Consider the following 13000-nt stretch of genomic DNA (forward strand, 5'->3'; position numbering starts at 1 on the left):
ATAAATTATTAACGGATTAATCAATCCGCTAAAACTATATTAACAAATAGTTAATTCATTAGTTTTTTTAAAAAATTTAAATTGGGAACGTTCCCAAAATTTAGGGAACGTTCCCAATTGCATATTTTTTTGTTATTTTTGGCGAAAAGTAAGGTCTAATGAAGCGTATTACTATTAAAGATCTGTCTAAATTTTTGTCATTATCTACCTCTACCATCTCCAGAGCACTCCTTCATGACAAAAATGTTAATGATGAAACAAGAAAACGGGTATTGGACGCAGCACATAAAATGGGCTATAAACCAAACCTTACTGCGCTAAGTCTCCAGTCCGGACAATCCAAGACTATCGGATTTGTTGTACCTGAAATGATCACTCCTTTTTCAGCAAAAGTTCTTAAAGGAATTCAGAATATATTGTATCCACTTGGATACCGGATTATCATCACCCAATCAGATGAAGATCCTCTTATAGAAAGAAAAAATCTACAACTACTGGAAGAGTTTAATGTGGATGCTATTATTATCAACCTCTGTCATGAAACTTATAACAACGACATATATCAGCATATTATGGGACAGGGAATCCCTTTAATATTCTTTGACAGACTCCCCCATCAATCCTTAGATGTTTCGAAAGTAATTGTTAATGATTCTATCAAAGCATCATTAATGGTAGAACATTTAATTAAAACAGGGAGAAAAAGAATTGTCTATATCATGGGTCCTACAACCATCCGGAATGTTACGGAAAGAATGAATGGATACAAACGTATTCTTATGAAATACAACATTTTTGATGAAAACCTTATTATACAGGCTAATGGGATGACCGTTCAGCATGGAAGAGATATAATCAAACAACTATTGGATAAGAATATAGAATTTGACAGTATTTTTGCATTTAGTGATACCTTAGCAATGGGGGTCATGAATTATCTTCTCGAGCAAAAGATAAGAATACCTGAAGATGTGGCTGTCGCAAGCTTTTCCGGAACCGAATTATCGTCAATGGTATATCCCCAATTAACCAGTGTACAACAGCCCCTGGAGAAAATGGGTGAAAAAGCTGCAGAACTGGCACTGGAAAAAATCAAAGATAGTTCAGCCGCAAGCCGATCAGTTACAATGGATGCAGAATTGGTCTACAGAGCTTCTACTTAACAAAATTATGAGCAGATTCAAAATACCCCATTTGTACTTCCGGGACCGTCCATTATTATCAAAAGTATTTTGGGAAAAGGAAAAGTAAACCTCTTAATTGTATGGGTTTCTTTTTAGAATCAATAACAAAACCACTGAAAATAATTCAGTGGTTTTGTTATTGATTACAGGTTTCTTGGATTATCTGGTTGTATATCCTCCGTTAGCAAAAATAGTCTGCCCGGTGATCCACCAACCTTCTGTTACCAAAAACTCTACCAGTGGAGCGATGTCTTTGATATCGGTAAGTCCTCCTAAAGCAGCAGCTGATTTATGATAAGCCACTGCATCATCCGTTTCCTGCCCATAGAAGAAAGGTGTATCCATAGGACCTGGAGCCACAGCAGTTACAGAGATTCCTCTTCCACCGAATTCTTTAGAAGCTGCTCTTGTAAAATGTTCTACCGGTGCCTTTGCTCCTGCATATGTGGAATACAATCCTGTATAAGCGGCAAGTAATGAAGTGACGATCGTACAAATCTTACCGTTATCATTCAGTTTTTTCCCGGCTTCCTGCAGGAAGAAATAAGCAGATTTTGAATTGACGTTGAACATTCTATCATATTCTTCTTCTGTAGTTTCTGCAAATGGTTTTTTCAGTACCATCCCCACTGTATTGATTGCAATATCAATTCCTCCAAACTTTGAAATGGTTTCGTCAAAAAACTTAGTTACATTTTCTACTTTCGTCAGATCAGCCTGAAACAAAAATGCTTCTGCTCCTAAAGACTGAACTTCAGCAAGTGTTTTTTCGCTCTCAGCTTTAGAACTTTCACTATTGTAGTGTATTGCTAATTTTGCTCCTTTGGCGGCAAAACCTTTACTTAATAATCCACCAAGGTTTTTCCCTCCTCCGGCAATTAAAACAACTTTTCCTTTTACATCTTGTGCTGACATTATTCTTATTATTTAAATGTTAATGAAACAAAGGTGAAAAATAAAAGTCATCTCAGTATGGTGAATTTTTCGGTATTTATGTTTCATCCTGTCAATTGGACATAACACCTGATGCGGAATAAAAAAATATTTAATTATTTCAAAAAAAAAATTTCATGAATACTTTATTATTTCTCAGACAGATACAAATAATTCTTTCTATTTTCAACCTTATGAATCGCTGCAGATCTCCTTCAACAGTGAGTTTTAGGCATAGCATTTGATATTCACCCATCCATATTATCACCACTTCATTTCTATAATATAGTTTCATAATCCTCAGCTTGCTGGGGATTTGTTACTATTCTGTTCCGGAAAAAGATTGAAACCTGTCTTTTATACCATGCATACAGCTGTTTCCATGGAATCTATTTCTGATAATCAATTATTTAAAACCGTATTATTCATTTTATTGTTGTATATTTGCATATTAATAGCTAAATTACTACTTGTTTTCTGCCACGGCCGAATATCATTTTATTCAGCCTTTGCTTTTAAAGCAACCATATTTTTAACTTTAATTCTTCTACTAAGAACAACTTATCGGAATTTTAAAGCTCTGTATGATAGGGAGAATCCAAGACAGGAAGCATCAGTAGGCTCTATAAATATAAAGCTAAATACACTGAATCAATAACAATATATTAGAAACTAAATACTAAAAATAATTTATGGCAGATTCTTTTTCTAAAAAGGAAAATTTCAAGAAAAAAATTCAAAAGCAAAAAGAAAAAGCGTTGAGACGCGAAGAGCGTAAAACGAACAACAACAAAGGAAAGGATATGGAGGATGTATTCATGTATGTAGATGAATTCGGAAGATTAACTTCTACTCCACCTGAAGAAAGACAGGAGGTAAACCTTGAAGAAATTCAGCTAGGGGCAGCTCCGATTATTGAAGAAGATATCCGTAAAACAGGAATCATCACATTCCACAGTGAAAAAGGATATGGCTTCATTACTGAAGACAATTCAAAAGAAAATATTTTCTTCCACAACAACAACTGTACAGAGCTTGTAAAAAAAGGAAACAAAGTATCTTTTGAAAAAGAAAAATCGCCAAAAGGTTTTTCTGCAGTCAATATCCAAGTGATCAAATAATTACAACGATCTTATAAAAATAAAAGCCACCTCAAAAAGGTGGCTTTCTTCATCGCAAAAAATAAAAATGGGCCAGTTTTTCAAACCGGCAAAATTGTTTTTTTTTAAAACCATTAAGAAACAGGGCTGCTAAAAAATAAGATCTTCAAAAGATACTATAAGGAGAACAGCATTGCCTCTTAATGGTTACTATTATAAAATCAGTCCAGTTTACCTCCTAATGCTTTAAACAGTAAAACATTATTTCTGGTATTCTGATGCTGAAACTGCAGCAGGTCAAGCTCTGCGGTCAATTTACTTTTCTGGGAATTGATCAGTTCAAAATAGTTGGCATATCCTGTTAAATACAGGTCATTGGAGACTTCCACCCCTCTGTCCAGAAATCCAACTTCTTCTGACTTCAGTTTCAAAACCCTTTCGTAGATTTTTGTTTGCTTTAAAATAGACTGAAGTTCGTTAAATGCAGTAGTAATACTCTTCTGATAGTTAAGAAAGGCTATTTCCTGCTCTGTATTGGCTATTTTAAATTCATATTTCAACTGTCCTTTATTAAAAACAGGAACCATTAAGCCTCCCAGCAATTGTCCGGCTAATGAACTTGGTTTAAATAAAGTCTCTACAGAAAAAGAGTTCAGTCCGAAACCTGCTCCGAGATCAATTTTAGGATAAAAAGCGGCTCTTGCTGCCTTGGCATCTGCCTGAGAAGCTTCCAATACATAATAATTGGCAGCTACATCCGGTCTGGAATGAACTACACCTTCCACATTAATGGTTTTATTTAAAATCTCCATATTGGTAGGCATCAGCATTTTTCCCCGCTTCACATCTCCTCCATAGCTCCCTGTCAGTGTGGTAATGGCCTGTTCCACAGTTACAATCTCTACTCTTATATGTTCTATTTCTGCCAGCCAGTTGTTATTCTGAGCTTTAAATTGCTGTACCGCAAGTTCTGTAGCCTTTCCCACTTCCCTTTGTGCCAAAACAATTTCAAAGGCCCTCTGCTGGAGCTTATAGTTTTTTTGATAGATAGCCAGACGATTGTCTAAGGTCACCAGCTGATAATACAGGTTGGCAATATCTGTAAAAAGCTCTACCTGCAGCAGCCTGAGCCCTTCTGTAGAAGCCAGGTATTTCTTTTGGGCAGCAATTTTTCTGTTTTTAAGCTTTCCCCAGGCATCAATTTCCCAGCTGCTTCTTGCTCCCAGCCAATAGTTAGGAGTGAAGTTTCTATTAATTTTCTGCTCTTCAGTAATATTGGGAGAAAGATTGGTATCGTAATTTCCTACTCCCTCCATTGTGTATTTTCCATAGCGGTTCCCCGAAGCTTCAGCACCTACATCAAGAGAAGGTAAAAGATCCATCTTGGACCGCTGCAGAAAACTGTTTGCAATTTCTACCCTTTGCTGGGCAATCTGAAAATCAGGATTAGCCTGTACTACTTGATCAAAAAGTTCCAACAAAAGGGGATCTGAAAAATAAGCTTTCAGATTAATCTGCTGGAATTCATCTACATTTTCTTTTTTTCCTGTCTTTATTACTTCTTCAGGCAGTGTCTTTGCCTTTTTCAACGTGGCAACTTTTGGAACCGCACATGAAACCATGCTCAATAAAGTAATTCCGTAAAATATATTTCTATGGTTTAATCTTCTCATCTTTCTTCTTATTTTCAAGTTTTGCAAAGAATATATACAGCCCCGGAATAACAACCAATCCGAAAATAGTTCCGATCAGCATTCCTCCTGCCGCAGCCGTACCAATGGAACGGTTTCCTATTGCCCCTGCTCCGGAAGCAATACAAAGCGGAATAAGTCCTGCTACAAAAGCAAAGGAAGTCATCAGAATAGGCCTCAAACGCTGTCTTGCTCCTTCAATAGCAGCCGGGATAATATCAAAGCCCTGTTTATTTCTTGCCACCGCAAATTCTACGATAAGAATTGCATTTTTAGCTAAAAGCCCGATCAGCATGACCAAGGCCACCTGGGCATAAATATTATTATCCAGCCCAGCCAGTACCAATGCGAAATAAGATCCAAAAATCCCTGTAGGCAAGCTTAACAGCACCGGCATCGGAAGAAGGAAACTTTCATATTGTGCAGCTAAGAGAAGATATACAAACAACAGACAGATCAGGAAGATATACACGGTTTGGTTTCCGGACAATATTTCTTCTCTTGTCATCCCCGACCATTCTATATCAAATCCTCTCGGAAGGCTTTCTTTAGCCACCCGTTCTACAGCTGCAATTGCATCTCCTGAGCTGTAGCCATCTGCAGGTTCTCCGTTAATCATTGCAGACATATACATATTATACCTTGTCAACACTTCGGGACCATATACTTTTTCCATGGTAATAAATGTTGAAAAAGGAACCATTTCACCTTTATCATTCTTCAGATAGAGATTCAGAATACTTTCAGGAGTATCCCTATGTTCCGGGCTTGCCTGCACCATCACTTTATACATCTGACTGAAGCGGATAAAATTGGTGGCATAATAAGAGCCAAGCATCGTCTGTAAAGTGGACATAGCATTATCTACGGAAATTCCTTTTTTAGCTGCCATATCATAATCGATATTGATCATATATTGCGGGAAAGTAGCATCAAAGCTGGTAAAGCTATTTTGTAGTTCCGGGGCAGTATTCAGTTTTTTGACAAAATCTTTCGTAATTTTATCTGTATTCTCAATAGTTCCGCCGGTTCTGTCCAGTAAACGCAATTCAAAACCGCTTGTATTTCCAAATCCGGGAACTGTAGGTGGTGCAAAGATTTCAATCTGTGCATCTGCAATAGACTTTGTTTTTTCAGAAAGCTCCGTGATCAGATCATTCACTGAAATATCTCTTTCTTTCCAGTCTTTAAGGTTAATCATCGCCATTCCGTAGGATGAACCGGCAATTTCCGTTACAATACTGTATCCGGCAAGCGTTGTTACGTTTTCTACACCTTTTATTTTCTTTGCAATAACCGTTACTTCATCCAATACTTTTTCCGTTCTTTCTACTGTTGCACCCTGGGGAGTGGTAACACTCACATACACCATTCCCTGGTCTTCCATAGGGATAAAACCGGTGGGAAGAAACTTACTGGTTACAAAGGTAAGCCCGATGAACAGGAATAATAATCCAAAGGTTACTGTGGTTCTTGTTGCAAATTTTGATAAAATGCCTACATAACCGTTTGTCAACCGGTCAAAACCTGTATTAAAGCTTTGGAAAAGCCTGTCAATTACGTTTTTTTTCTTATTATGGTCATGTGGTTTCAAAATAATAGCACAAAGTGCCGGAGTAAGCGTTAGTGCATTCACCCCAGAAATAACAATACTGATGGCCAGAGTTAATGAAAACTGGCGGTAGAATACACCAACCGGACCGTCAAGAAATGCAACAGGAATAAATACGGCAGACATTACAATTGTAATCGCAACTACTGCTCCCGCAATTTCTTTTGTAGCACTTACCGTAGCATCCATGGCATTCATTCCCTCCTCCATTTTAACATGGACAGCTTCTACGACGACGATTGCATTATCCACCACAATACCAATCGCAAGAACCAAAGCAAATAGCGTCAGCAGGTTTACCGAGAAATCCAGCATATTCATGAACGCAAAAGTTCCTACAAGTGCTACAGGAACGGCTAATACCGGAATCAGTGTTGAACGCCAGTCCTGAAGGAAAATAAATACAACAATTCCTACCAGAATAAAGGCTTCAATAAGGGTTGTCAGTACCGCACTAATGGAGGCATCCAGGAATCTGGAAACATCATATGCCATATTATATTCCATTCCCGGAGGGAAAGAGGAAACTTTCAGTTCTTCCATTTTGGCCTTTACACTCTCAATGACTTCAGAGGCATTGGAACCGGGACGCTGCTTCATCATAATAGAGGCCGAAGGTCTTCCGTCTGTTTTGGAAACCATTCCGTAATTCATGGCCCCAAACTCTACTTTAGCAATATCTTTAAGCTTCAAAATAGTTCCGTCTACATCAGATCTGATAGGAACTTCTTCGTATTGCTTAGGTTCAAAAAATTTACCTTTATACTTAATTACATACTGAAGCTGGCTGGACGTTTTTCCTGACGTTTCCCCCACTTTTCCGGGAGCCGCAGAAATATTCTGTTTCTGTAATGAATTTATCACTTCATCTGCTGAAATACTGTACGCTGCCATCTTTTGCGGATCCAGCCATACTCTCATCGAATATTCTTTCTGTCCCATAATCTCTGCACGCCCTACTCCATCAATACGTTTCAATTCCTGAAGAACATTGATATCTGTAAAGTTGTAGATAAACTGCTCGTCCTGGCTTGGATCTGTACTTGTAATGTTGAGGTACATCAGCATACTGTTCACTTCTTTTTCAGTGGTTACACCAGCTCTGATCACCTCTTCAGGAAGTTCATCGAGAATTGTTGTCACCCTGTTCTGAACATTCACTGCAGCCACATCGGGATCTGTTCCCACTTCAAAGAATACCTGGATCAGGGTAAGACCATCATTGGATGTTACTGTAGACATATACGTCATTCCCGGAACTCCGTTGATGGCACGTTCCAGCGGAAGAGCAACAGCATTGGCTGATACCTCTGCGTTAGCCCCGGTATATTTCGCGGTTACAGTAACAGAAGGAGGTACAATATCCGGAAACTGGGTAATGGGCATTTTCATCAGGGCCATAATTCCCAGGAGGACAAATAATATGGAAATAACCAACGAAAGAACCTTTCGTCTTATAAACATTTCTACCATTGTTAGTTGATTTAAAGATTACGAAAGGTTAATACTTCTTTTTAATTTTGATTATATCACCGTCTTTTAAAGACTGTGTACCCTCATAAATAATTAAATCACCCTTTTTAAGACCATTTTCTACCAAATAAGAATCTCTCAGGGTAGTTCCAATCTTAATATTGGTCATCTTTACTTTATTGTGTTTATCCACCACAAAAACATACATCTTATCCTGAATGGAGAATGTTGATTTTTGAGGAATCAAAACAGCATTTCCCTGATGTTCGGAAATAATCAGCTTTCCGGAAGTACCATGTTTGATCAAGCGGTCAGGATTGGGAAATAATACTTTATACCGTATGGAACCTGTCGTTCTGTCTATTTCTCCTTCGGCAGTTTTTAGTGCTCCGTTAAACTGGTAATTAACGCCATTAGGCAGTGTCAGTTCAATTTTCTGATGGCTTCCTATCTTATCATTAGCTAAAAGCTCAAAATATAAGTTTTCAGGGATTGAAAAGTAAGCATACACCTCATTAAGCTGGGATAAAGTGGTTAATAAAGTCCCATTTTCCACGAGGCTTCCATCTTTAAGGGGAATAACATCAATGACTCCGTCAAAAGGGGCTGTGATTTTTGTAAAGCTTATTTTTTGCAGAACAGTCCTTTTTTCAGCATCAGCAAAGGCATGCTTAGCTTTAGCGGATGATAATTTTGCCTTTACCATCTCCAGCTCGTTGCTGGCCACAAATTTCTTAGCATACAGACTCTGGATCTGTTTCAGTTCCACTTCCACAATACGAACATCGGCTTCGGTTTGTTTTAAGGCCGCATTTGCCTTTAAAAGCTCCATCTGAAGTTCGGCATCATTGATTTTGAATAAAGCCTGTCCCTGGTGCACAAACTGTCCTTCATTGACATATATATGCTGTATGATCCCTCCAATCCTGGAACGCATTTCTACATTCTTCTTAGCTTGGATATCGGTGACAAACTGATTGCTCACCAGGGTATCTTTTTCTTTGATTTCAAGAACAGGAACTTCCTTCTCGTTTTGGTTGTTTTTTTTCTTGTCTTTACTGCATGACACAGCGAATAATGTTGCAAAAGTGCAAATTATTACGTTTTTAAAATACATTTAAACATGTTTTAGTTATAAAAATTCCGATAAATAAACTGAATTTCAATAACTTACATTAATACAATTGGAGGAGATGGAGAAAAGACTTAACCCCACAGATAATAGAGACTGCAATATTGGGAAGTGTAATTTTCGGGCTCAGTTTTAAGATGGCTGAAAAGTCACCTGCCGTGCAGTCATTTTTAGGTGCTGAATGTTTTATGATTTTCGAGGCAGCAGCTAATGCGTGGGTATTCATATCAGCATCCTCAAAAACATCTAATAGATAGATATTACTGACATGGGGTACATGAGGAATATTTTGCAAGGAATTTTCTACCCAATTCGAATTGAAAAGGGTAAAAACCAGCATAATATAAAAAATGATAAATGACTTCAGACCTGCCATGTCAAAGAGAACGCTTTGTTTTTTAGTAAAAACGATAGTGGCGCAAAAGTACGAATTTTAGATGGAGTTCAGGCCGTTTCAAATGTTAAAAAAACTTAAACAATCAAGAAAAATGAATGTTTTCAACCATGATATCGAGATTCCTTCGGAATGGCAAAGGGTACTTATAGCTCCGTTTTTCTGCCTGCCATTCCACAGGCCACTTTCCGATATCCAATCAAAGATCTTGCGGATATTTTAAAACAGTCTGCTCAGTACCCGGAAACGGTAATCAAAAATATACTCCAGTTTCTTTCTGACAAAAAGACGGTGGGCTATTTCTCCAAGAAATCCTGCAGGAAGTTCATAATCTATCGTATCCCTCATTAAAACACCTTCATCATTCGGAATAAACTCATGATGGTGATTCCATAATCTATACGGTCCCTTTTTCTGAAAATCAGTAAAGCTTTTCTGAAAATCCACATGGATAATCTCTGTCTGCCATTTCATCTTAATCCCAAATAATGGGGAAACATAGTAATCTATGAGCATTCCTTTATAAATTTCATCATCTTCCAGTTCTGTCAGGACAGTAAATCCCATATCTTTTGGAGTGATTTCGGAAAGGTTATTGGCTGAGGAAAAGAATTTCCATGCCGTTTCTAGATCGCAGTTTAATTGCTGTTCTCGGAAAAGTCTATATTTCATCTTACTTCTTTTAATTATAAATCCACATCAGAACAGGTTTCTTAGTGTTCTGAATCATTGGATCAATTTTTCTCATAGCATTATTTGAAATGGTGGGACAGCCCCATCCTTCCGGTGATCCTTTAGGAAAAACTTCTTCATCGCTCATCAGATTCCAGGAATGAAAAACGATAAACCTTTTCAATGCATTAGTATTAGTATCCTCGAGGCCATGCATCAGGTATTTTATGTTGACACCCCATTCGCTGTATCCTCTTCCTTCCAACCTGTATTTCCCTAGAGATGAAAGATGGCTTCCATCTTCATTGCTGAATTCCGGGCGGTCCCTTGAATCATCTTTACTCCATGCATTTATACCACAACCATGCCCTACGAGATATTTCCCTGAAATAGTTTTGTTTTTAAAATCCCAGACAAAGAAACGTTTAATTCCTGAATGAAGACTCATGTCTATAAGGATACAAAAATCGGTACTGAGATTTCTTGAGGCACAGAACGCTAAAGCTTCTTCAGCTTTTATTTTTATTTTAGAAAGATCTTCTTCCTGTCTTTTCTCACCTGATACCACAATATTTTCTGCCTTATAAGTATGTATTTCCTTCTCCTTGACACAGGAAGAAAGCACAGGTAATAAAAAGAAAAGAAAAAACCTTCTCATTTTATTTATAGTGTTGGAAAATTCCAAAATCAGAAGGAGTCCACAGGGCAGCTTTTTGTCCGGCAGCTTTTAAAGCGTCATTAGTCCAGGTATTGCAGGTATACAGGAAACTGTATGTACCTCTGGCATCATAGAAAGCATCATTATCTCCATACACAGCATTGGTAGGAATCACCATAAAATTGCCATTCTGATCTCTGTCGAATTTATCTTCTACAAATTTCACCAGCCTTGTATATTGGCTTCTGCTGATCATAATCATTTTACAGTCGTCCCCTTCTTTCATTGTGGTGTAATAAGTACAGTGCATTGCTGAATCGCTTAACCAGAACGCGGCTTTCACAGCAGTAGAAAACTTCAGGTCAGCCCATGTGGGGGTATCCAGGTAAAAACCTTTATCTCCCCATCCTATACCGATATAATTATAGTCTGTTTTCTTTGATTTCAGATTGGCAAAAGGAATCTTCAGGCTCCAATCCTGCAGATCATTTTTTACGGGCATTACAATATCTGTGTGCACTCCGTTGGTATAAATATAAATGGGAATATCTTTCTTTTCACCATCATCTTTTGCTGAGACAGGGATAAAGGGGATCAATAAGCCAAGAAGGACATATATGATCACGATTCCTAAAATTATTCCCAACACTTTTAAGATATATAATACTATAATTTTCACGGTCATGTTTTAATAAAATTTAATCTGTAATTTTTAGTAAAAGTATTTGTTTTAATCGAAAAAATGACTATATTTAGTTACGAAATATTCACAAATATGCGTAAAAATACCAAGTCTCAGAAAAGATTTAAAGTAAGAGTAAAAACAGCTCCAAAAAGAATACAAAAAAAACGTTGATTTTCGGTGAGATTTAATCTCCTGAGAGTCAATTTTTCTTTTTAGGAAAGGTTTTTAAGAAACTTATTCTACCAAATCTTAACCTCCTTAAAGCGGAAATTTTAAGGAATGGTCGATTATCAGCTTTAGTTTGGAACTCCAAAAAATTCCAAAGAAGGAGTTGTCACCAAAAGTTCCAGCTAAAATAGATCTGAAGACCTCTCCAAAAACTCAATATTTCTCTTTAAACCGGCAAATTTGGTTCTTTTCACCGGTGATTTTTTAAAGATCTCAGAGAAAATTTCCTGAGTTAATTCTTTCCATTCCCCTTTTTTAAAATTCTTCAGGGCTTCATTAGGGGTAAATCTACTTTGTTTATTGGGTGCTGAGAACCGGTTCCAGGGACACACATCCTGGCAGATATCACAACCGAACATCCAGTTTTCCATTTTATCCTGAAAGTAATCCGGAATTTCATTTTTCAGCTCTATGGTAGCATAGGAAATACAGCGGCTTCCGTCAATGATCTTTTCGGAAACAATAGCATCTGTAGGACATGCATCAATACATTTCCGGCAGGTTCCGCAATGATCGGTTGTTTCATGATCGGAAACAAGCTCCAGGTCGCAGATAATTTCTGCAAGAAAATAGAAAGAACCATTTTGTTTGGTGATCAGATTAGCATTTTTCCCTACCCATCCTATTCCTGATTTTCTGGCCCAGCTTCTTTCCATAACCGGTGCTGAATCTACAAAGACCCTGAATCCGAATTCACCGATCTCTTCCTGCAATTCTGCCACCAGTTCACGAAGAATTTCTTTGATGACTTCGTGATAATCCTCTGCATATGCATATTTTGAAATCTTATAATTCTCCAGCACCGAAATTTTTTCTTCGGGAAAATAATTATAAGAAAGTGAAATTACAGATTTAGAGCCTTCTACCAAAAGCCTTGGATCTAATCTCTTATCGAAATGATTTTCCATATACTTCATTTCCCCATTGAAGTTATTCTTAAGCCATTTTTCGAGATGTGCGGCATCTTCCTCTAAAAAATCAGCTTTAGAAATGCCACAATTCTGAAACCCAAAACTTTTGGCTTTGGTTTTTATCAGTTGGGAATATTTTTCGGCTCCGGCATTCATACTTATCACATTGCAAAACTAAGATTATTTTATCAATCTTTCAGTTTTCAGAAAGCTTCAGCTATAAACCCTGGTCTAGCTCTGTTCTGAAAAAATTATGTTTTAATTAAGATTTTTTTCAAAAAAAAAATACGTATTTTCGTTTATAATTTAATGTTTAAAATAAACAAC

General features: G+C 37.3%; 11 protein-coding genes. 2 read left to right on the plus strand and 9 right to left on the minus strand.

Going from position 1 to position 13000, the window contains the following annotated elements:
* The first annotated feature begins 158 nt into the window (after positions 1-158).
* Complete coding sequence (locus tag JML65_RS15040) at positions 159-1163, plus strand: LacI family DNA-binding transcriptional regulator (RefSeq protein WP_202271314.1); 1005 nt, start codon at positions 159-161, stop codon at positions 1161-1163.
* A gap of 180 nt (positions 1164-1343) precedes the next feature.
* On the opposite strand, the gene JML65_RS15045 is transcribed toward JML65_RS15040, so the two are convergent.
* Entirely contained in the window at positions 1344-2099 is a 756-nt protein-coding gene (locus tag JML65_RS15045) for an SDR family oxidoreductase (RefSeq protein WP_047487648.1), read from the minus strand.
* 710 nt (positions 2100-2809) lie between these two features.
* Between JML65_RS15045 and JML65_RS15050 the strand changes: the two genes are divergently transcribed.
* The gene (locus JML65_RS15050) at positions 2810-3238 is read left to right on the plus strand and encodes a cold shock domain-containing protein (protein WP_047487645.1); all 429 of its coding nucleotides are present in this window, start codon (positions 2810-2812) and stop codon (positions 3236-3238) included.
* 200 nt (positions 3239-3438) lie between these two features.
* Here JML65_RS15050 and JML65_RS15055 read toward each other — a convergent pair whose 3' ends face one another.
* The 8 genes from JML65_RS15055 to queG form a co-directional block, all read right to left on the minus strand.
* Complete coding sequence (locus tag JML65_RS15055; protein WP_202271315.1) at positions 3439-4890, minus strand: TolC family protein; 1452 nt, start codon at positions 4888-4890, stop codon at positions 3439-3441.
* Positions 4871-7993 (minus strand): efflux RND transporter permease subunit, encoded by a 3123-nt coding sequence (locus JML65_RS15060; RefSeq protein WP_202271316.1) that lies wholly within the window; start codon positions 7991-7993, stop codon positions 4871-4873. Before JML65_RS15060 ends, JML65_RS15055 begins: the two co-directional genes overlap by 20 nt.
* A gap of 28 nt (positions 7994-8021) precedes the next feature.
* The gene (locus JML65_RS15065) at positions 8022-9110 is read right to left on the minus strand and encodes an efflux RND transporter periplasmic adaptor subunit (RefSeq protein ID WP_047487638.1); all 1089 of its coding nucleotides are present in this window, start codon (positions 9108-9110) and stop codon (positions 8022-8024) included.
* Between the two features lie 58 nt (positions 9111-9168).
* A complete protein-coding gene (locus JML65_RS15070) occupies positions 9169-9501 on the minus strand; it encodes a hypothetical protein (protein WP_047487635.1) in 333 nt (110 codons plus the stop codon).
* Positions 9502-9738: 237 nt separating this feature from the next.
* A complete protein-coding gene (locus tag JML65_RS15075) occupies positions 9739-10191 on the minus strand; it encodes an SRPBCC family protein (protein WP_202271317.1) in 453 nt (150 codons plus the stop codon).
* 10 nt (positions 10192-10201) lie between these two features.
* Positions 10202-10849, minus strand: a complete 648-nt coding sequence (locus JML65_RS15080) for a murein L,D-transpeptidase catalytic domain-containing protein (protein ID WP_202271318.1) — start codon at positions 10847-10849, stop codon at positions 10202-10204.
* 1 nt (position 10850) lies between these two features.
* Positions 10851-11534 (minus strand): TIGR02117 family protein, encoded by a 684-nt coding sequence (locus tag JML65_RS15085; protein WP_202271319.1) that lies wholly within the window; start codon positions 11532-11534, stop codon positions 10851-10853.
* A 350-nt stretch (positions 11535-11884) separates the two neighbouring features.
* On the minus strand, positions 11885-12829 hold the full coding sequence (gene queG / locus JML65_RS15090) for a tRNA epoxyqueuosine(34) reductase QueG (RefSeq protein WP_202271320.1): 945 nt from the start codon (positions 12827-12829) through the stop codon (positions 11885-11887).
* Between the last annotated feature and the right edge of the window lie 171 nt (positions 12830-13000).

Source organism: Chryseobacterium sp. KMC2 (assembly GCF_016756935.1).
Classification (GTDB): domain Bacteria; phylum Bacteroidota; class Bacteroidia; order Flavobacteriales; family Weeksellaceae; genus Chryseobacterium; species Chryseobacterium rhizosphaerae.